The organism is Streptomyces venezuelae, assembly GCF_008642295.1.
Lineage (GTDB): Bacteria > Actinomycetota > Actinomycetes > Streptomycetales > Streptomycetaceae > Streptomyces > Streptomyces venezuelae_C.
The window spans coordinates 1,738,932-1,757,602 of record NZ_CP029190.1; the positions used below are offsets into that span (position 1 = coordinate 1,738,932).

The 18,671-nt window shown below is 73.2% G+C and carries 19 protein-coding genes; 4 read left to right on the forward strand and 15 right to left on the reverse strand.

Annotation, left to right across the window (positions count from 1 at the left end; genetic code table 11):
- Positions 1-21 precede the first annotated feature (21 nt).
- The 5 genes from DEJ50_RS07515 to DEJ50_RS07535 all read right to left on the reverse strand — a co-directional run bounded on the left by DEJ50_RS07515 (position 22) and on the right by DEJ50_RS07535 (position 6,579).
- Entirely contained in the window at positions 22-519 is a 498-nt protein-coding gene (locus tag DEJ50_RS07515; protein WP_223837655.1) for a hypothetical protein, read from the reverse strand.
- A gap of 126 nt (positions 520-645) precedes the next feature.
- On the reverse strand, positions 646-3,210 hold the full coding sequence (locus DEJ50_RS07520) for a polynucleotide kinase-phosphatase (RefSeq protein ID WP_150206804.1): 2,565 nt from the start codon (positions 3,208-3,210) through the stop codon (positions 646-648).
- Positions 3,207-4,718 carry a 3' terminal RNA ribose 2'-O-methyltransferase Hen1 gene (locus tag DEJ50_RS07525; RefSeq protein WP_150206805.1) on the reverse strand — a complete coding sequence of 504 codons (1,512 nt, stop codon included), beginning with the start codon at positions 4,716-4,718 and terminating at the stop codon, positions 3,207-3,209. Before DEJ50_RS07525 ends, DEJ50_RS07520 begins: the two co-directional genes overlap by 4 nt.
- Before the next feature lie 42 nt (positions 4,719-4,760).
- Positions 4,761-5,648, reverse strand: coding sequence for a homocysteine S-methyltransferase (gene mmuM, locus DEJ50_RS07530; protein WP_150206806.1), 888 nt, complete (start codon positions 5,646-5,648; stop codon positions 4,761-4,763).
- 7 nt (positions 5,649-5,655) lie between these two features.
- Complete coding sequence (locus tag DEJ50_RS07535) at positions 5,656-6,579, reverse strand: LLM class F420-dependent oxidoreductase (RefSeq protein WP_150206807.1); 924 nt, start codon at positions 6,577-6,579, stop codon at positions 5,656-5,658.
- Positions 6,580-6,788: 209 nt separating this feature from the next.
- On the opposite strand from DEJ50_RS07535, the gene DEJ50_RS07540 reads away from it, so the two are divergent.
- On the forward strand, positions 6,789-6,995 hold the full coding sequence (locus DEJ50_RS07540; protein WP_150206808.1) for a hypothetical protein: 207 nt from the start codon (positions 6,789-6,791) through the stop codon (positions 6,993-6,995).
- A gap of 56 nt (positions 6,996-7,051) precedes the next feature.
- Here the strand turns inward: DEJ50_RS07540 and DEJ50_RS07545 are convergent, their stop codons facing one another.
- The 4 genes from DEJ50_RS07545 to DEJ50_RS07565 form a co-directional block, all read right to left on the reverse strand.
- On the reverse strand, positions 7,052-7,537 hold the full coding sequence (locus tag DEJ50_RS07545) for a DUF6099 family protein (RefSeq protein WP_150206809.1): 486 nt from the start codon (positions 7,535-7,537) through the stop codon (positions 7,052-7,054).
- 120 nt (positions 7,538-7,657) lie between these two features.
- Positions 7,658-8,029, reverse strand: coding sequence for a nucleotide pyrophosphohydrolase (locus tag DEJ50_RS07550; RefSeq protein WP_411757672.1), 372 nt, complete (start codon positions 8,027-8,029; stop codon positions 7,658-7,660).
- Between the two features lie 62 nt (positions 8,030-8,091).
- The gene (locus tag DEJ50_RS07555; protein ID WP_223837656.1) at positions 8,092-9,408 is read right to left on the reverse strand and encodes an ATP-binding protein; all 1,317 of its coding nucleotides are present in this window, start codon (positions 9,406-9,408) and stop codon (positions 8,092-8,094) included.
- A 67-nt stretch (positions 9,409-9,475) separates the two neighbouring features.
- Positions 9,476-9,871 (reverse strand): cell division protein SepF, encoded by a 396-nt coding sequence (locus DEJ50_RS07565; protein ID WP_150206810.1) that lies wholly within the window; start codon positions 9,869-9,871, stop codon positions 9,476-9,478.
- Positions 9,872-9,969: 98 nt separating this feature from the next.
- Here DEJ50_RS07565 and DEJ50_RS07570 point away from each other — a divergent pair, with 98 nt between their 5' ends.
- The 3 genes from DEJ50_RS07570 to DEJ50_RS07580 all read left to right on the forward strand — a co-directional run bounded on the left by DEJ50_RS07570 (position 9,970) and on the right by DEJ50_RS07580 (position 12,402).
- Positions 9,970-10,599, forward strand: coding sequence for a TetR/AcrR family transcriptional regulator (locus tag DEJ50_RS07570; RefSeq protein ID WP_150206811.1), 630 nt, complete (start codon positions 9,970-9,972; stop codon positions 10,597-10,599).
- A gap of 42 nt (positions 10,600-10,641) precedes the next feature.
- Complete coding sequence (locus tag DEJ50_RS07575; RefSeq protein WP_150206812.1) at positions 10,642-11,385, forward strand: DUF2470 domain-containing protein; 744 nt, start codon at positions 10,642-10,644, stop codon at positions 11,383-11,385.
- 99 nt (positions 11,386-11,484) lie between these two features.
- Positions 11,485-12,402, forward strand: a complete 918-nt coding sequence (locus DEJ50_RS07580; protein WP_150211982.1) for an NADP-dependent oxidoreductase — start codon at positions 11,485-11,487, stop codon at positions 12,400-12,402.
- Between the two features lie 34 nt (positions 12,403-12,436).
- Here the strand turns inward: DEJ50_RS07580 and DEJ50_RS07585 are convergent, their stop codons facing one another.
- From DEJ50_RS07585 to DEJ50_RS07610, 6 genes are read right to left on the reverse strand one after another with little or no spacing between them, the layout of a single operon-like run.
- Complete coding sequence (locus DEJ50_RS07585) at positions 12,437-13,804, reverse strand: LLM class flavin-dependent oxidoreductase (RefSeq protein ID WP_150206813.1); 1,368 nt, start codon at positions 13,802-13,804, stop codon at positions 12,437-12,439.
- A 15-nt stretch (positions 13,805-13,819) separates the two neighbouring features.
- Positions 13,820-14,770, reverse strand: a complete 951-nt coding sequence (locus DEJ50_RS07590; RefSeq protein WP_150206814.1) for an ABC transporter permease — start codon at positions 14,768-14,770, stop codon at positions 13,820-13,822.
- Positions 14,767-15,558: an ABC transporter ATP-binding protein gene (locus DEJ50_RS07595; RefSeq protein ID WP_150206815.1), complete on the reverse strand. Its 792-nt coding sequence runs from the start codon at positions 15,556-15,558 to the stop codon at positions 14,767-14,769. Before DEJ50_RS07595 ends, DEJ50_RS07590 begins: the two co-directional genes overlap by 4 nt.
- Positions 15,559-15,567: 9 nt before the next feature.
- Positions 15,568-16,608, reverse strand: coding sequence for an ABC transporter substrate-binding protein (locus tag DEJ50_RS07600; RefSeq protein WP_150206816.1), 1,041 nt, complete (start codon positions 16,606-16,608; stop codon positions 15,568-15,570).
- A 43-nt stretch (positions 16,609-16,651) separates the two neighbouring features.
- Complete coding sequence (gene ssuE, locus DEJ50_RS07605) at positions 16,652-17,224, reverse strand: NADPH-dependent FMN reductase (protein ID WP_150206817.1); 573 nt, start codon at positions 17,222-17,224, stop codon at positions 16,652-16,654.
- Positions 17,225-17,253: 29 nt separating this feature from the next.
- Positions 17,254-18,198, reverse strand: coding sequence for a TauD/TfdA dioxygenase family protein (locus DEJ50_RS07610; RefSeq protein WP_150206818.1), 945 nt, complete (start codon positions 18,196-18,198; stop codon positions 17,254-17,256).
- Positions 18,199-18,671 lie beyond the last annotated feature (473 nt).

The following is an 18,671-nucleotide window of genomic DNA, read 5'->3' on the forward strand; positions in this document are numbered from 1 at the left end:
GCGTTTTGACGTCCTGTTGCCTCAGCGCAGGCCGAGGAGTGCCTTCGGTGCGCCGGTCAGCTCCGGACCGATCACGCCGAGCTTCGGGGCCACCACGTTCGGCAGCCCGGAGTTGGCGGCGTCCGGCATGGTCAGCGGAGATCCGAGGACGGCACCGGGGCTGCGCGCCTGCAGGGTGGTGGCGGGGGCGTCGAGCGAGCCCTCGCCGTCCGTCTCCTTGCTGCCGAGCAGGTTCGGCACCGGGGAGCTGATCAGGGTGTCGCCCAGCTCGGTGCCGATCGGGATCACCGGCAGGAGCGGGGTGGGCAGCATGTCGCCCTGGTGGTGCACGGGCGGCTCGATCGCGCCCACCACCGGCAGCGGCACCCCGGTGCCCACGCGCGGGGTGTCCACCCCCAGCGCGCCCTCGACCGCATCCAGCGGCACCCCCACCGGGACCCCGCCGGCTGCGGCCGGAGCCGCCGCTCCGGCCGCAGCCATACAGGTCATGAGCGCCGCAATGCTTCCGCGCGCGGTCATCTTCATATCTGACGTTCCGTCCTTCCGTACGTGACACATCCGTGGCACATCCGTGGCATACACACCGCTGCCCTGGAAGAACGATCCCGCGCGCCGGTGGTCACCGCCCCGCAGCCGGTCACAGCACTAGAGCCGCGGATCCACCGGCTCCGACTCCAGCGCCAGCACCGCGAACACCGCCTCGTGGATCCGCCACAGCGGCTCCCCCGCCGCCAGCCGGTCCAGGGCCTCCAGCCCCAGCGCGTACTCGCGCAGGGCCAGCGACCGCTTGTGCCCGAGGTGGCGCTGCCGCAGCCGCTCCAGGTTCTCCGGACGGGTGTACTCCGGGCCGTAGATGATCCGCAGGTACTCGCGTCCGCGGACCTTCACGCCCGGCTGGACCAGCCGTCCGTCCGCCCCGCGCGCACAGGCCTGGAGCGGCTTGACCACCATGCCCTCGCCGCCCGCCGCCGTCAGCTCCAGCCACCATTCGGTGCCGGCCCGCACCGATTCCGGGTCGCCTGTGTCGACCAGCACCCTCCCGGTGCGGCGCAGCAGCCCGGTGCCGCTCTTCTCGTCCGCCTCGACCAGCCGGTCCAGCCAGGCCAGCTGCTCGTCGTGCGGGACCGCGGCCAGGCTCCGGCCCTCGGCCGCCAGCAGCTGGAACGGCGCGAACCGGACCCCGTCCAGGCCGTCGGTGGTCCAGCAGTAGCGCCGGTACGCGTCGGTGAACGCGGCGGCGTCCTCGGCCCGGCCGCGCTGACGGGCCAGCAGCTCGCCGGTGTCGACCCCGCGGGCGGCGGCTGCCTCGAGGGCGGCCAGGGCCTCGGGGAACACCGCGCCGGCGGCGGCGCCCACCGCCGCGTACTGGTGGCGCAGCAGACCGGTGGACTTCAGCGACCACGGCAGCAGCTCCCCGTCGAGCAGCAGCCAGTCGGTGCCGAGCTCCTCCCACAGGCCGGCGCCGGCGACCGCATCGCGCAGCCGGGTGAGGACCTCCTCGGTGACGGCCGGGTCGTCGAAGAAGGGCCGCCCGGTCCGGGTGTAGACGGACCCGGCCACGCCTTCGGCACCGAAGCGCCGGAGCGCGGTGCCGGCGTCCTTGCAGAGCAGGACGGTGGCGCGGGAGCCCATGTGCTTCTCCTCGCACACCACCCGGCCGATGCCGTCCTTGCGGTACTGCGCAAAGGCCTCGGCCGGGTGCTCCAGGTAGCCCTCCTCCTTCGAGGTGGCGGTCGGCGCCATGGTCGGCGGCAGGTACGGGACCAGCCGCGGGTCGACCGCGAACCGGCTCATGACCTCCAGGGCCGCCGCCGCGTTCTCCTCGCGCACGGTGACGTTGCCCAGGTGCCGGGTCTCCACGATCCGCTTCCCGTGGACATCGGCGAGGTCCAGCGGACGGCCCTCGTGCCCGCCCGGCGCCTCGCCGGCCAGTGGCCTGGCCGGCTCGTACCAGACCTTCTCGGCCGGTACGTCGACCAGTTCGCGCTCCGGCCAGCGCAGCGCGGTCATCTTCCCGCCGAAGACGGCTCCGGTGTCCAGGCAGATGGTGTTGTTGATCCACGAGGTGTCCGGGACCGGGGTGTGCCCGTAGACCACGACCGCCTTGCCGCGGTAGTCCTCGGCCCACGGGTAGCGCACCGGCAGGCCGAACTCGTCGGTCTCGCCGGTGGTGTCCCCGTAGAGGGCGTGCGAGCGGACCCGGCCGGAGGTGCGGCCGTGGTACTTCTCCGGCAGACCGGCGTGGGCGACCACCAGCTTTCCGCCGTCGAGGAGGTAGTGGCTGACCAGTCCGTCGATGAACGCGCGGACCTCGGCGACGAACTCCTCGTCCTCGCGGGCGAGCTGCTCGACGGTCTCGGCGAGGCCGTGGGTCTGCTGCACCTTGCGGCCCTTGAGGTACCGGCCGAGCTTGTTCTCGTGGTTCCCCGGCACGCACAGGGCGTTGCCGGACTTGACCATGCCCATCACGCGGCGCAGCACGCCGGGGCTGTCCGGGCCGCGGTCGACGAGGTCGCCGACGAACACGGCGGTACGGCCGTCCGGGTGGACGCCGTCGCGGTATCCGAGCTTGGCGAGCAGGGTCTCCAGCTCGGAGGAGCAGCCGTGGATGTCGCCGATGATGTCGAAGGGGCCGGTGAGGTGGGTGAGGTCGTTGAAGCGCTTTTCGCGTACGACCTCGGCGGCGTCGACCTCCTCGACGCTGCGCAGTACGTGCACCTTGCGGAAGCCCTCGCGCTCCAGGCCGCGCAGCGAGCGGCGCAGGTCGCGGCGGTGCCGCTGGATGACCTGGCGGGGCAGTCCGGCCCGGTCGGGGCGGGTCGCGTTGCGCGCGGCGCACACCTCTTCGGGCAGGTCGAGGACGATCGCGATGGGCAGCACGTCGTGGGCGCGGGCCAGCTGGACCAGTTGGCGGCGGGCCTCCTGCTGGACGCTGGTGGCGTCGACGACGGTGAGCCGGCCGGCGGCCAGCCGCTTGCCGGCGATGTAGTGGAGGACGTCGAAAGCGTCCTTGCTGGCGCTCTGGTCGTTCTCGTCGTCGGCGACCAGGCCCCGGCAGTAGTCGGAGGAGAGGATCTCGGTCGGCTTGAAGTGCCTGCGGGCGAAGGTGGACTTGCCCGAGCCGGTGGCCCCGATCAGGACGACCAGGGACAGGTCGGTGACGGGCAGGCTGCGCTTCCCCGTGCTGTGCTCGGTTTCGGCGGTGTTCATGCGGCCCGGCCCTCCTTCGGGGTCTCGGTGGCGGTCTCGGTGGCGGTCTCGGTGGCGGTCTCGGTGGGGCTGTTCAGGGTGAAGACGGCCATCTGGGTGGGCGGGCCGACCTCCGGGTCGTCGGGACCGACGGGCCGGAACTCGGCCTCGTACCCGTACCGGGCGGCCACCGTGGCCGCCCAGCCGCGGAACTCCTCGCGGGTCCACTCGAAGCGGTGGTCGTGGTGCCGGACCCGGCCGGCCGGCAGCGATTCCCAGCGGACGTTGTATTCGACGTTGGGGGTGGTGACGAGGACCGTGCGGGGGCGGGCCGCGCCGAAGACCGCGTACTCCAGGGCGGGCAGCCGCGGGAGGTCCAGGTGCTCGATGACCTCGCTGAGCACGGCGGCGTCATAGCCGGCCAGCCGCTTGTCGGTGTAGGCGAGGGAACCCTGGAGCAGGGTCACCCGGGCGGCCTGCCGCTCGCCCAACCGGTCCAGCCGGAGCCGCCGGGAGGCGATGGACAGAGCCCGCATGGACACGTCCACGCCGACGATCTCGGTGAACGCGGTGTCCTTCAGGAGTGCCTGCACCAGCTGCCCCTGCCCGCAGCCGAGGTCCAGTACGCGCTGTGCGCCCGCGGTGTGCAGGGCGGCGAGAACGGCCTCGCGCCGCTGCACGGCCAGTGGCACCGGCCGCTCTTCGGTGTCCTGCGTCTCGTCCACCGCGTTGTCGATCTCCTCCACCTCGCTGCCGTCGGCCTCGGCGAGCCGGGTCAGTTCCAGCCGGGCCATGGCCTCCCTGGTCAGGCTCCAGCGGCGGGCCAGGTAGCGGGCGGTGATGAGCTGGTGCTCGGGGTGTCCGGCCAGCCAGCCCTCTCCGGCGCGCAGCAGCTTGTCGATCTCGTCGGGGGCCACCCAGTAGTGCTTGGCGTCGTCCAGCACCGGCAGCAGGACATAGAGCTGCCGGAGTACGTCGGCGAGCCTGAGCTCGCCTTCGAGGACCAGGCGGACGTACCGCGAGTCCCCCCATTCCGGGAACCGCTCGTCCAGCCGGACCGGGTCGGCCGCTACGGAGGCCCAGCCGAGCGGGCCGAACAGCCGCTGCACCAGCTCGGGTCCGCCGCGGGCCGGCAGCACCGGGATCTCCACCCGCAGCGGCAGCGCGCGCTCGGGCAGTTCGGGCCGGGCGGTGCACTGCCCCTTGAGGGCGCTGCGGAAGACGCTGCCGAGCGCGACGGCGAGCAGCGAGGAGGCGGCGTACGGCCGGTCGTTGACGTACTGGGCCAGCGCGGCATCGGGTGCTCCGCCGCGGCCCTTGCCCTGACCTTGCCGGACCAGCGCCACGGGGTCGATCTCCAGCAGCAGCGCGGCCGTGCAGCGCTCGGCCGTGGCCTCGGGGTAGAGGACGTGGGCCGTGCCGTGGGAGGTGGCGAACCCCTGGGCCTTGCCCGGGTGCTTGTGCAGCAGAAAGCCCAGGTCAGTGGCGGGATTCTCGGCGGTACCGGTCGTGGTGATCGTCAGGAACATGCGCTTCAGTATGGGTCGGCGAGCCCGGCCTGGACACTGGATTTAGCCCACCCCCTGACTGCCTGGCCGCAGGCTGCGGGCCAGGCCCGCGATAGGGGCGGGGCCGACCCGGCAGCAGCCGCCGATCAGGCGGGCGCCGGCGTCCTGCCAGGCGGCGACGGGCCAGGGCGCCGGGGTGTCCGGCGGGTGCCAGAGCCCGGCTCCGGCGTCCCAGACGGAGCCGTCGTTGGGGTAGGCCACCACGGGCTTGCCGGTGGTGGCCGAGGCCCGCGCGACCGCGGGGAGCACCTCGGCGGGATCACAGCAGTTGACCCCGGCCGCGATCACCTCCGGAGCCTCGGCGGCCAGCGCGAAGGCCTCGTCGAGGGGCTGGCCGGCCCGGGTCCGGCCGCCCTCCACCGTGTACGACAGCCAGGCCCGGGCCCCGGTGCCGGCCAGGACCGACAGCAGGGCCTCGGCCTCGTCGGTGTCCGGGACGGTCTCCAGCGCGAGGACGTCGGGGCCGGCGGCCAGCAGGGCCTCGATCCGGGGGCGGTGCCAGGCGGCCAGCGCCGGCCGGCTCAGCCCGTACCGCCCGCGGTACTCGGAGCCGTCCGCGAGCAGCGCCCCGTACGGTCCGACCGAGGCGGCCACCCACACCTCGTGGGCCGCGGCCCCGGCGGCCCGCGCGGCCAGGGCGACGCTGCGGTGCAGCAGCCCGGGTTCGGCGGGGACCTGGTAGCTCGCGGTGATCAGCACCTCGGCCCCGGAGCGGACATAGGCGGTGTGGGCCGCCAGCACCTCCTCCGGAGCCTCCTCGAGCACCCGGCCGGTCCACCGGCCGCCGGACAGATCGCAGCCCTGGTTTTCGAGCTGGTTGCTGAGCCCACCGTCGAGCAGGACGGTACGACGGGCCAGGGCCGCGGCGAGCGGGCCGGATGCTCGGCTCATCGGGCGGTCAGCCGAGCTGGGGCAGGATCTGGGAGGAGATCAGCTCCAGGTGGTCCAGATCGTCGAGGTCGAGCATCTGGAGGTAGATCCGGGAGGATCCGATCGCCCCGTAGGTGCCGATCTTCTCCACCACCTCGGCGGGGGACCCGGCCAGTCCGTTGGCCTTGAGCTCCTCGACCTCCCGGCCGATGGCGGCGGCCCGGCGGGCCACCTCGGCGTCGTTCCGGCCGACGCACACGACCAGCGCGTTGGAGTACACGAGCTCGTCGGGGCGGCGGCCCGCCTGCTCCGCGGCGGCCCGGACCCGGCCGAACTGCCGCTCGCTGTCGGCGACGGAGGCGAAGGGCATGTTGAACTCGTCCGCGTACCGCGCCGCCAGCGCCGGGGTCCGCTTGGCCCCGTGCCCTCCGATCAGGACCGGCACCTTGGCCTGCGCGGGCTTGGGCAGCGCCGGCGAGTCCTCGATCCGGTAGTGGGCGCCGGCGTAGTCGAAGGTCTTGCCGATCTCGGTGGCCCACAGGCCGGTGACGATGGCCAGCTGCTCCTCCAGCCGGGCGATCCGCTCCGCGGGGAACGGGATCCCGTACGCCTTGTGCTCCTGCTCGAACCAGCCTGCGCCCAGCCCCAGCTCGATCCGGCCGCCGGACATCCGGTCCACCTGCGCCACCTGGATGGCCAGCACGCCGGGCAGCCGGAAGGTGCCGGCCGTCATCAGGGTGCCGAGCCGGATCCGCTTGGTCTCGCGGGCCAGCCCCGCAAGGGTGATCCAGGCGTCGGTGGGGCCCGGCAGACCGTCGGCGGAGCCCATCTTCAGATAGTGGTCCGAGCGGAAGAAGGCGTCGAAGCCCAGGTCCTCGGTGGCCCGGGCCACGGTCAACAGGGTGTCGTAGTCGGCGCCCTGCTGGGGTTCGGTGAAAATGCGAAGATCCATGCATCCCATCCTGCCTTTCCCACCCCTGCCGGGTGAATCTCCGTCAACCTCGTGCCCCGGCCCCGTCCATGCCAGTGACCGGCGCCGACGGAGATCGTTGGCTCGGACGGAGCCGGACCGCCCGGCCCGCGCGCCGGCGGCTTCTCTTCGCCGGTGCGTCCACCGCACCCTTCCGCCTCGGAAGGGCCCGGGCCGAGGAGGCCGCCGCCATGTCCCAGGAGTCCGTGCCCGAGCACATTGGACAGGAGCCTCCGGTACCCGCGCAGAGCGGCGCACCGGGGGGACTCCTCCAGCAGATGGAAGAGCTGATGGCCGCCCTCAACGCCGACCTCTCCCAGCTCGACGCCGACCTCCAGTCCTCCGCGGAGCGCACTCCCGAGAACGGGAGCCCCTCCCCCTTCCCGTTCCCCGGCTGACCGCCCCGGTCCCGCCGCCGCGGCGCGCGGCGGGACCCGGCGGGACCCGGCCGCCGCTACGCGACCCCGGAGGCGGAGCCCCGCTCGCGGACCGACAGCCGGCGCAGGATCGCCCGGACCCGGTCGCTGGACTCGTCGGCCGCATCGATGGCCTCTATGCACGGCCAGTACAGGGCATCGTCATCGGTGGCGCAGGCCACCCCGACCAGCGCTATGCCGACCTCGCCCAGCAGCGCCTGCAAGCCCAGCAGGGCCTGCCGCACATCCGAGACCTCCGTCAACTGGGCCGCGCGTGGCGGATGGTCGGGCACTCTGTCCTCCCCGCGCAGCTGCGCCCGGTCGAGCACCCCGCAGCCTCTGCTCCCCGCCTCGCCCAGCCCTCGTGCCTCCGCTCTCAGCTCTCGCGGCCCGGTGACAGACAGCCAGCTGCCGATCCCCTGGGCCAGTGCCTGGGCCTGCCAGGCCTCGCCGACGATGTCCATCGCCGCCCCGCTCTGTGCCAGCGCATGCCGGCCGGCCGCGATCAGCCGCACCGCATCCATATGCCGTCCCCCGTCCGCACGACACCCCGTACTCATCACTACCCAGAGTGAAGGCAACGAGCCAGTAAAGCCAGGGGTATTCGGAAAATGTGGACAGAATCAAGGGTGTGGATATCTCCATCACTCCGAAGAGTGACGATCCGGCCCCGGAGTGCCGGGCCGCGGGAAGCGGAGCTCGTTCCTCTCGATCTTCGCGGCGAGCGCATCCAGCACATCCACCCCGAGCACCTCACAGAACTGCAGCAGGTACGCCAGGACATCGGCCACTTCATCGGCCACCCGGTGCGCGGTGTCCGGCTCCTCCATCACCCGCGCCGACTGTTCCGGGGTCAGCCACTGGAAGATCTCCACCAGTTCGGCGGCCTCCACGCTCAGCGCCACCGCCAGGTTCTTCGGCGTGTGGTACGGCTCCCAGCCACGCGCCGCCGCGAACTCGGCCAGCCGCCGCTGCAGTTGCCCGAGCCGCTCGCCACCCGCCCCTTCCCCGCCCACATCCGGTCCCACGTCCGCACCCGGTCCCACGTCCGCACCCGCATCCCGTCCCACGTCTCCGCTCACGGCACCAGGTCTACCACCGACACCTCCGGCAGCCCGCGCGCGCCCACCGCCTCCTCGCCCACCGCGGCCACCAGCCTCAGATGCCCCCGCCCGCCGGAGAGCCGGGCCAGCCGCACCAGCTCGGCCCGCTGCCGGGCGTCCAGGGCGCGGTCGAAGCCGTCGGCGAGCACGGTCAGCGTCTGCCGGGCCGAGGGCAGCTCGGCGGCCGGCTCCACCGCGAGCACCCCGGGGCCGGTCAGCAGCACCAGGGCGAGCGCGAGGAAGCGGAGCTCCCCGTCGCCGAGCCGGCCGAGGGCGGTGGCCGGGCCGGTACCGCGGACCAGTTCGGCGGCCACCCGGCCGTCCGCCAGCACCCGGGCGGCCAGGTCCTGCACGGGACCGGCGCAGCCGGCCCGGGCCGCGTGCACCAGGAGGGCGTGCCGGGTGCCGCACTCGCGGCGGGTCCGGTGCAGTACGTCGGCGAGGTTGCCGCAGTCCCCGGCCAGCCGGCCGCCGCCGGGTGCGGCGGGGGCCCGCATCCGGTCCGGGCGCGGATCGCAGGCGTACACCGAGCGCAGGGCGACCACCACTTGTTCGGCAGCCGCCAGCACCCGGCGCTCGGCCTCGGTGCGCCCGGCCACCCGCAGGGCCAGCAGTGCGGTGCCGAGCCGGTCGTCGGGCAGCGGGGCACGGGTGACCCCGCCGGCGTCCCCGCTCAGCCAGACGGCCTCGACCGCCCGCCGGGCGGGATCGCGCAGGCCGGTGGCGAGCAGGGTCCGGCCGCCCGCGCTGAGCCGTTCGCCGGCGATCCGCAGGCCCGGTTGGGCCTGTACGGCGAGGTCCAGGCGGACCGGCCCGACCGGGCCGTCGACCGTACAGCCGATACGGAAGCCGCGCCTTCCGGCGGCGTCCGGCAGGGACCCGTCGGGCACGCAGGCGGCCGGCTCGGGAAACACCTCGGCCAGCCCGGCCCCGCCGCCGAGCCCGGCCAGGGCTGCGTACGCGGCCAGCACCTGGGACTTGCCGCTGCCGCTGGGCCCGGCCAGCAGAGTGACCGGCCCGAGGGCGACCCCCATCCCCCGGTGCCTCCCGAAGGCGGACAGCCTCAACTCGCTCACCCCGGCCCGTAACTGCGGCCCGCCCGCCACCGGCCCTTCCGCGGCCGGGCCGCCCGGAGCAGACGCAGAGGAGCCGGAGCCGGGGCCGGTGGGCCAGGCGTAGGTGCGGGGGTCCGGGACCCGGGCGCGCGCGGCGGCGGGGCCGGTGGTGACGGAACCGGCGGGACCGGTGGTGACGGGGCCGGCAGGGCCGGAGGTGGCGGTGGTGGCGTCCATGCGGCGGACGGTACGGCCGGCCCGCAGGAGTGGGCCGCCGCCGAACCGTTCCGCCCTCCGGACCTTCCTACGATCGAGGGACGGCCGCCGCCGCGATGCCCTCCACTTCGGTGCCGACCGGGGCCAGCAGGAAGACATTGCGGTCGACCCGGTGCATCCCGCTGCCCAGCCCGAAGACCACGCCGCTGCTGAAGTCCAGGATCCGCTTGGCCACCTCGCTGTCGGCCCCGGTCAGGTCCAGCAGCACCGGGATCTGCGCGACCAGGTACTCGGCGACCTCGCGGGCATCCGCGAAGATCTGGACCCTGAGCACGACGAACCGCCGTTGCTCGGCCGCGGCCGTCTGATGGGCCGTGGGGATGGTGCGGTGGTCCACCCTCGACGGCCACTCGTTGCGACTGCGCAGGGGCACAACCTGTGCGAGCCCCTCCCACTGTTCGTCGGTGACGTCGTACCTGCTCACCGGCCCACCTCGGCCCCACGCTTCATGTGCATCCCGCCATCCTCTCGCGTTTCACCCGTTCAGCCCAACACCGACACGAACGACGTAGGGTCGCGGCCATGAGCAGTCGCGATGAGTTTCGTCCACTGCCCCTCCCTCGGCCCCGGCGGATCGACGCGGTACGCAATCACGAGCAGATCCTGGCCGCAGCCGACCAGCTGTTCGCCGAGCAGGATCCGCGAACGGTCACGATGGACCAGATAGCCAAGGCGGCCGGGGTGGGGCGGGCCACCCTGTACCGCCGGTTCCCCGATCCGCGGTCGGTCGCCGCCGCGCTCCTCGACGAGCACGAGCGACTCCTCCAGGGGCGGCTGGCGTACGGTCCGCCGCCGCTGGGGCCGGGGGCGCCGGCCGCCGAGCGGCTCGCCGCCTTCTATGCGGCGGCCGTGGAGCTGCTGGAACGTCACCTCCCGCTGGCGCTGGGGGCCGGGGCGGGGCCGGCCCGGTTCGGCACCGACGGGTACCGGCACTGGCGCGGGCACGTCCGCGCCCTGCTGGCGGAGGCCGGGGTGGCGGATCCGGACGCCTGCGCGGACATCGCCCTCAGCCCGCTGGCCCCGGAGGCCTACCAGCACCAGCGGCACACGCTGGGGCTCGGCCCGGAGCGGATCGTCCACGCCCTCGGCGCGCTGGCCCGCACGGTGCTCAGCGGGGCTGCTACCCACCCGGACGAGGATAGGTTAGGTTAGGCATACCTAACCATGCCTCCTCGGGATGATGGAGAGATCCGCATGCGCATGTCCGGCGCCCCAGGCACCCCGGCGACCAGCACCGCCGCCCCCGCACGGCCCACCGACGCCGAGCGGGTCCGGTCCATCCTCGCCGCCGCCCACTCCATGACCGTGGTCACCGACGGACTGCGGACCGAGGTCCGCCAGATGGACGGCTCCGATGTGCTCGGCCGGTTCCATCTCCACCCCGCCCCGGCCCACGCCCTGGCCCGGGACGACCGCCCCGCGATCCGGCTGGAGTTCACCGACGTCTCCCCCGCGCCGGTCCGCGACCGGGTACGCGCCCGGGTCACCATCCTGGGCCACCTGCTCACCCCGTTCCCGGCCGAGGGCGGCGCCCCGGACCTGTCGGAGAGCACCTGCGTCGAGTACGCCCAGGCCGTCCTGGAGACCGCCGAGGGCCGCTCGTACATCGGCCTCGACGAGCTGGACGAGGCCTACCCCGACCCGCTCGCCCCGTACGAGGCGGGCATGCTCACCCACCTCCTCGACGACCACCCCGAACTGGTCACCCTGCTGCTCCGGCTGATCCCGCAGCAGCCGGCCGGCTCCGTCCTGCGCGCGCTGCCGCTCGCCATGGACCGGTACGGGATCACCTTGCGCCTGGAGACCCGGCACGGCCACCGCGACCTCAGGCTGCCCTTCCCGTCGCCGCTGGACGACGTCGAACAGTCCGGCGCCCAGATCCAGGCCCTGCTCAGCGCGGCCCGCCGGCGCTCGCACCGCAACACCCTGCCCGCCTGATCCCGGCCAATGACGCGCGATGACGCGCGATGACGGGCAATGACGGGCATGACGGGCTGCCCCGGAATAGCCGCGGCGGGCGTCCTGTTGTCCGTGATCATGAAGGCAATCACGTACGACGCATACGGAACTCCCGCTTCCCTCCAGCTCGTTGATGCCGCACGGCCCAAGGTCGGACCCGACGAGGTACTGATCCGGGTGAAGGCCGCCGGGGTCAACCCGGTGGACTGGAAGCTGGCCTCCGGCTACCTCGACCCCATCCTGGAAGTCCGCTACCCCGTGATCCCGGGCTGGGACGTGGCCGGTGTCGTCGAGGCGGTCGGCGAGGACACCTTCGACTACGCCGTCGGCGACGAGGTGTTCGGCTACGTCCGCAAGGAGTGGGTGGAGCTCGGCACCTACGCCGAGCTGGTCGCCGCCCCCGTCCGCACCCTCGCCCGCAAGCCGCGCTCGCTGAGCTTCGAACAGGCGGCGGGCATACCCCTGGCCGGCCTCACCGCGTACCAGTCGCTCACCCGGGCGGGGCTGACGGCCGGCGAGACCGTGGTGATCCACTCGGCGGCCGGCGGGACCGGCTCCCTGGGCGTGCAGATCGCCGTCGCCCTCGGGCTGCGTGTGATCGGCACGGCCGGTGCCCACAACCACGACTACCTGCGCTCGCTCGGCGCCGAGCCGGTGCTGTACGGCGAGGGGCTCGCGGACCGGATCCGCGAGCTGGCCCCCGAGGGCATCGATGCAGGCCTCGACTTCTTCGGGGACGGTGTGGAGATCCTCCAGTCGCTGGTCCGGCAGCGGGACCGGGTGGTCTCCATCGCCGATTACCAGGCCGCCGCCAAGGGCGCCCACCAGCTGTGGGTGCGGCCCGACACCGCCGGGCTGACCTTCCTGGCCGAACTCGCCGATGCCGGAAAGCTGACCGTCAGCGTCGCGCACGCGCTGCCGCTCGAGGAAGCTGCCAAGGCCTGGGAGCTCAGCGCCTCCGGCCGCACCCGCGGGAAGATCGTCCTCACCGTGTGAGCCCCGACCCCCGGGCCCCGGCCGCCCCGGCCGGTCACACCGCCGCCCGCGCGTGGCGGTTGGCCGGCCGCGGGAGACCGTAGTGCTCGCGCAGGGTGCGGCCGGTGTACTCGGTGCGGAACAGTCCGCGCCGCCGGAGGATCGGCACCACCTGGTCGACGAAGTCGGCGAGCCCGGTGGGCAGGACCGGCGCCATGATGTTGAAGCCGTCGGCGGCGCCCCGGGTGAACCACTCCTCGAGCTGGTCAGCGATCTGCTCAGGGGTGCCCGCGACCACCCGGTGGCCACGGCCGGCCCCGAGCCGCGCGATCAGCTCGCGCAGGGTGAGCCCGTCCCGCCGGGCCAGCTCGGCGACCAGCGTGAACCGGCTCTTGTTGCCATTGATGTCCCGCTCTTCCGGGAGATCGGGCAGCGGGCCGTCCAGTGGCAGGCCGGTCAGGTCGGTGCCGAGCATGCCGGAGAGCTGGGCGAGGCCGTATTCCGGCACCTGGAGGTCGGTGAGCTGCCGTTCCAGGGCCTTCGCCTCGGCCTCGGTGGAACCGAGGACGGGGGCGATGCCGGGGAGCACCAGCAGATCCCGTTCGGTGCGCCCGTACCGGGGCAGCCGGGATTTGAGGTCCTTGTAGAAGGTCTGGGCGTCGGTGAGGGTCTGCTGGGCGGTGAAGACGGCCTCCGCGTGGCGGGCGGCGAACTCCTTGCCGTCCTCGGAGGATCCGGCCTGGACGAGCAGAGGGTGGCCCTGCGGGGAGCGGGGAACGTTGAGCGGGCCGGCCACCGCGAAGTGCTCGCCGCGGTGTGCGGCCGGGTGCAGCCGGCCGGTGTCGGCGTAGATGCCGCGTTCCTTGTCGAGGACGATGGCGTCGTCCTCCCAGCTGTCCCAGAGCTTGGTGGCGACGTCCAGGAACTCATGGGCCCGCTCGTAGCGGATCCGGTGCTCCAGGTGCTCCTCGCGGTTGAAGTTGCGGGCCTCGTCGACGGTGCCGGAGGTGACGATGTTCCAGCCGGCCCGGCCGCCGCTGAGGTGGTCGAGGGAGGCGAACTTCCGGGCGAGGTGGTAGGGCTCGTTGAAGGTGGTGGAGGCGGTGGCGATCAGGCCGACGTGCTCGGTGACGGCGGCGATCGCGGCGAGCAGGGTGAGCGGCTCGAATCCGCCGAGGGCGTTGTGGCGGGCCTTGCCCCAGAGGGCGAGGCCGTCGGCGAAGAAGATGGAGTCGAGCGTGCCGCGCTCGGCGATCCGGGCCAGTTCCTGAAAGTAGGCGAGGTCGGTGACCCGCTCGGGGCTGCTGTCCGGGTGGCGCCAGGCGGCGTCGTGGTGGCCGGCGTTCATCAGGAACGCATTGAGGTGCAGGGTGCGGGGCGTCGTCTGCTGGTTCTGCTGGCTCTGCTGGTTCTGGGTGGTCATGTCGGTTCCGGTTCCCTAGGCGAAAGCGGGGACGCGCCAGAGGCTCAGGCGGCGTTCGATGGTGACGAGCAGCTGGTTGAAGCCGACGCCGATGGCGGAGATGGTGATGATTCCGGCGTACATCTGCGGGATGGCGAAGTTGAACTGCGAGGCGTTGATCAGATAGCCGAGGCCTGCTTTGGCGCCGATCATCTCGGCAGCCACCAGCACGAGGATGGAGACCGCTCCGGCCAGCCGGACGCCGGTGAAGACGGCCGGCACCGAGGACGGCAGGATCACCTTCTGGAACAGCCGGGGCGTGGACAGGTCCATCGAGCGGGCGAGGCGGACCAGGGTGGGGTCGGCGTTGCGGACCGCGCTGATGGTGTTCAGCAGGACGGGCCAGACGCAGGCATAGACGACGATCGACACCTTCGAGGTCTCGCCGATACCGAGGAGCAGGACGAAGACCGGCAGCAGGGCGAGGGCAGCGGTGTTGCGGAACACCTCCAGCAGCGGGCCGAGCAGATCGGCGACCGGGCGGTACCAGCCGATCAGCAGGCCGAGCGGGACGGCGAGGGCGACGGCGATGCCGAAGCCGCCGAGGGAGCGGATCAGACTGGCACGGACGTGCTCGGCGAGCTGTCCGTCGAGCAGCAGGTCCCACCAGGCGACCGCCACCTCGCTGACCGGCGGGAGGAAGGTGGGATCGGCGAGGCCGGTGCGCGGGGCGATCTCCCACAGGGTGAGCAGGGCCAGGATGGCGGCGGACCGCACGGCGACGGCCCGCAGGACGCGCCCGGCGGCCCGGGCGGCGACGCGGCCGGGTGCGGGTCGCGTCCGTACGGTCGCCGGAACGGCCTTGGGCGTGGGCGCGGCGCTGGGCGTGGGCGCGGCCGTGGCGTCTGCCGGGGCCGCCGGGGTCTGCCGGTGCTCCGGTGCGATGCCGGCCGCGGCGAGGGCGGTGAGGTCGGTTCCGGTGGTCATGCGACGGCCTCCTTCTCCTGTTGCCGGGCCCGGGCCACCTCGTCGTGGAGGAGCGTCCAGACCTCATGGCGGTAGCGGGCGAATTCCGGGCTGGAACGCAGGTCCTCGCCCAGCAGTGCGGACCGGTCGCCGAACGACACCGGGACCACCTCCTTGATGCGGCCCGGGCGTGAGGTCATCACCGCCACCCGCTGCCCGAGGTAGACGGCCTCCTCGATGCCGTGGGTGATGAAGACGATCGTCTTGCCGGTGCTCTGCCAGATCCGCCGCAGCTCGTCCTGGAGCGATTCCCTGGTCTGGGCGTCCAGCGCCGCGAACGGCTCGTCCATCAGCAGCACGTCCGGGTCGTACGCGAGCGAGCGGGCGATCGCGACCCGCTGGCGCATGCCGCCGGACAGCTCGTGCGGGTGCCGCCCCTCGAACCCGGTCAGGCCGACCAGGTCGAGGAACTCCCGGGCGCGGGCCGCGCGCTGCCGCCGCGGCACGCCGGTGGCCTCCAGCCCGAACTCGACGTTGCCCTGCGCCGTGCGCCAGGGCAGCAGTGCGTACTGCTGGAAGACGATGCCGCGGTCCAGGCCCGGCCCGGTGACCGGGCGGCCGTTGAGGAGGATCCGTCCGCCGCTGGGGCGGGCCAGCCCGCCCAGCAGGTCCAGCAGGGTGGACTTGCCGCAGCCGCTCGGACCGACGACCACCGTGAACTCGCCGTCGGCGATCTCCAGGTCGATCCCGTCGAGGGCGGTGAACTCCCCGAAGGTCTTGCGTACTCCGTCGAAGACGATGTGGGCCATGGCCGCTCCTCACCCCTTTCCGGGTGTGTGTGCGTTGAACTCGTTCGTGTAGAGGCCGGAGGCGGTCAGCTGCCCCTTCTTCACCTCGCCGCGGTCGCCCAGCCAGTCGAGCCAGAGCTGGAACGCCTTGTCCTCGATGCGCCCGCCGGTCTCGGCGACGCCGTAGGAGCGCCAGTACTTCAGCACCGCGGTGTCCTCGTTCCGCCCGCGCTGTGTGACGATCTCCGTCATCCGGGCGATCACCTGGTCCTGCGGGGTGGTGCGGGACCACTCGATGGCCTGGGCCACGCCTGTGACGAAGGTCCGGGCGGTGTCCGGGTTGTCCTTCAGGAAGCGCTGGGTCATGACGTACGAACCTGCGCTGAAGGCGCCCAGCAGCTCGAAGTCGGTGAACAGCGGCCGGATGCCGCCGGCCGCGAGGGCCTTGTCGCGCAGTACGCCGCCGAGCACGCCGACCTGGATCTGGCCCTGGCGGAGGGCCTGTTCGGTGTTGACGGGCGGCACGACGAGGGATTCGACCTTGGCGGCCTCGGACTTCGACAGGCCGTTGCGGGCGAGGTAGATCTCCAGCAGGGCCTGGGCGTGCGCGCCCAGGGTGTTCATGCCGACCTTCTTGCCGATCAGGTCCCGGGCGGACCGGATGGGGCTGTCCTCCAGGACGTAGTAGCCGCTGTAGGCCTGCCGGTCGCTGCCGTAGTAGGAGATCACCGCCTTGATGGGGGCCTTGGCGGAGGCGAGCTTGACGATCGCGCCGTTGAACGCGCCGCCGAAGTGGATCTGGCCGGTGGCGGCCGACTGGATGTCCTGGGGGCCGCTGATGGTGTTGCCGGTCCATTCGAGCTTCAGGTCCTTCAAGTACCCGAGATCGGCGGCGAGCTCGGGCAGGGTGACCTGGCCCACGGCCCCCTGGTACTTGAGGGTCTTGACCTGGCCTCCGGCGCCGCCGCCCGTGGCGGTGGCCGTGCCGCAGCTCACCGCTGCCGCCGAGATGCCGAGCAGGGTGAGGAACTGGCGCCGGGAGGTGGTGGGCGGGGTGAGTGCTGCGGGCATGGTCGTGGTTCCTTGTCGCGGATGCGTGGCGGGCGGAGGTCGGTCAGGTGGTGACGGCGGCGGTGGCGGCGGTGGCAGTGGCAGTGGCGGCGTTCACGGCGTACGCGAATTCGTCGACGGCCTGGTAGAGGTCGAGTTCGGCCTCGGGGCGCAGCCGGTCCGGCTGTCCGGCCCCGCGCTCGATCGTGGAGTCGAGGAGGAACCGGCCGGCGGTGACGTGCCGAGCGCCGAGTGCGGCCAGGACCGGGCGCAGGGCGTAGTCGATGGTGAGGACGTGGGCGAGGCTGCCGCCGGTGGTGAGCGGCAGGACGGTCTTGCCGGCCAGGCCGTCCTGTGGGAGCAGATCGAGGAAGGCCTTGAGGATCCCCGTGTACGAGGCCTTGTAGACGGGTGTGGCGATGACCAGGCCGTCGGCTTCGGCCACGGCCGCCAGGGCGCTCCGCAGTTCGGGCTGCCCGGTGCGGGCGGCGAGCAGGTCGGCCGCGGGGAGCTCGCGTACCGCCAGGTGGGCGGTGTCGAGACCGGCGTGGGCGAGGCGGCGCAGCGCGTGATCGGTGACGACCGCGGTGCGGGAGTGGACGGAGGGGCTGCCGGTGAGGGCGAGGATGCGGGGCACGGGTTCTCTTTCCGGGGCGGCGCGGTCGGTCAGGCGGAGGGAGAGGCAGCGGAGGCGCCGGAGGGGATGCCGAAGGAGGGGGCGGGCACGGTCTCGGGGCTGAGCAGCACGGAGGGGCGGCCGTCCGGGCCGACCGGGACGTCCCCGTCGACGGTGACCCGGCGCAGGGTGCGCTCGTGGTCGTCGGAGTCGTCGACGCCGTAGTGCTGGGTGGCGCGGTTGTCCCAGATGGCGACGTCTCCGGGCTGCCACTGGTGGCGGACGGTGTTCTCCGGCCTTTCGATGTGGCTCTGGAAGAGGTCCACCAGGGTGCGGGAGTCGCGGCCGGTGAGCCCCTGGATGCGCTGGACGAAGTTGCCGAGGAGCAGGGTGCGCTCGCCGGTCTCGGGGTGGACGCGGACCACCGGGTGCTCGGTCAGGAACGTGGTGGAGGTGAACACCTCGCGGTACTGGGCGAGTGCCTCGGGCAGGGCCTCGGGCTTGAGGGCGGCGTAGTCGTACTCGTTGGAGTGGACGGCGCGCAGGCTGTCGGCGAGGGCCCGGAGCGGCTCGGGAAGGTGGGCGTAGGCGGTGGCGGTGTTGGCCCAGAGGGTGTTGCCGCCGTAGGGCGGGAGGGTGACGGCGCGCAGGATGGAGAAGGCCGGGTAGGCCGGGACGAAGGTGACGTCGGTGTGCCATTGGTTGGCCCGGGCGCCGTGGTGGGAGTCGATGCCGAGGGCGTAACGGCCGTCGGCGGAGGGGACGGTGGGGTGGGCGACCGGGGTCCCGAGGAGACGGGCGAAGGCCTCGTGGCCGGCCTCGTCGAGGTGGTCCTGGCCGCGGAAGAAGACGACCTTGTGGGCGAGCAGGGCGGCGCGGATGCCGGTGACGGTCTCGGGGGCGAGGTCGCCGCCGAGGCGTACGTCGCCGATTTCGGCGCCGATCCGGCCGCCGATCCGGGTGACGGTGAGCTCGGTGTGGGTGGCCGTGGTCATGGGAGCACTCCTGGGGGAAACAAGGGGAGGACAGGGGCAGGAAGCGTCAGGAAAGGGGTGGGTAAGCGGAGGAATTGGCGCATTTCGCAACGGTGGAAGCACGAGCGCGACGAGCGGAGCGGGCGCGGAGCAGAGCGGTACGGAGCCGGCGCGGGCACCGGGGGTGTTCGGAGCCCGCGCCGACGGCTCGGCGGGGTGGTGCAGTCGAAGACGCGGGGGCGCACGGCCGGGCCGGGCCCTCGGGCGGCCCGGGGGAAGTGGGCGGGCCCGGGAGAGTGGGCGGCGCGAGCCGCTAGCGGCAGACGGGGGCCGGACAGCAGCGGCCCGGACACCCGCCCGGTACGAGGACCGGGCCGGGGGTGTGGAGCCGCGGGGCGAGGGATTCGGTCGCGGACATGGCCCGGAGCGTGTCAGCGCCCCCGGAACGGGTCAAGGGGCGCCCTGGGCGCCCGGAGCGGGCCGGAGCGGCGGAC

Bases quoted from the DNA above. Each gene is read 5' to 3' on its own strand.
- DEJ50_RS07515 (WP_223837655.1), bottom strand. From the start codon at position 519: ATGACCGCGCGCGGAAGCATTGCGGCGCTCATGACCTGTATGGCTGCG.
- DEJ50_RS07520 (WP_150206804.1), bottom strand. From the start codon at position 3,210: ATGAACACCGCCGAAACCGAGCACAGCACGGGGAAGCGCAGCCTGCCC.
- DEJ50_RS07525 (WP_150206805.1), bottom strand. From the start codon at position 4,718: ATGTTCCTGACGATCACCACGACCGGTACCGCCGAGAATCCCGCCACT.
- mmuM (WP_150206806.1), bottom strand. From the start codon at position 5,648: ATGAGCCGAGCATCCGGCCCGCTCGCCGCGGCCCTGGCCCGTCGTACC.
- DEJ50_RS07535 (WP_150206807.1), bottom strand. From the start codon at position 6,579: ATGGATCTTCGCATTTTCACCGAACCCCAGCAGGGCGCCGACTACGAC.
- DEJ50_RS07540 (WP_150206808.1), top strand. From the start codon at position 6,789: ATGTCCCAGGAGTCCGTGCCCGAGCACATTGGACAGGAGCCTCCGGTA.
- DEJ50_RS07545 (WP_150206809.1), bottom strand. From the start codon at position 7,537: ATGGATGCGGTGCGGCTGATCGCGGCCGGCCGGCATGCGCTGGCACAG.
- DEJ50_RS07555 (WP_223837656.1), bottom strand. From the start codon at position 9,408: ATGGACGCCACCACCGCCACCTCCGGCCCTGCCGGCCCCGTCACCACC.
- DEJ50_RS07570 (WP_150206811.1), top strand. From the start codon at position 9,970: ATGAGCAGTCGCGATGAGTTTCGTCCACTGCCCCTCCCTCGGCCCCGG.
- DEJ50_RS07575 (WP_150206812.1), top strand. From the start codon at position 10,642: ATGCGCATGTCCGGCGCCCCAGGCACCCCGGCGACCAGCACCGCCGCC.
- DEJ50_RS07580 (WP_150211982.1), top strand. From the start codon at position 11,485: ATGAAGGCAATCACGTACGACGCATACGGAACTCCCGCTTCCCTCCAG.
- DEJ50_RS07585 (WP_150206813.1), bottom strand. From the start codon at position 13,804: ATGACCACCCAGAACCAGCAGAGCCAGCAGAACCAGCAGACGACGCCC.
- DEJ50_RS07590 (WP_150206814.1), bottom strand. From the start codon at position 14,770: ATGACCACCGGAACCGACCTCACCGCCCTCGCCGCGGCCGGCATCGCA.
- DEJ50_RS07595 (WP_150206815.1), bottom strand. From the start codon at position 15,558: ATGGCCCACATCGTCTTCGACGGAGTACGCAAGACCTTCGGGGAGTTC.
- DEJ50_RS07600 (WP_150206816.1), bottom strand. From the start codon at position 16,608: ATGCCCGCAGCACTCACCCCGCCCACCACCTCCCGGCGCCAGTTCCTC.
- DEJ50_RS07610 (WP_150206818.1), bottom strand. From the start codon at position 18,198: ATGACCACGGCCACCCACACCGAGCTCACCGTCACCCGGATCGGCGGC.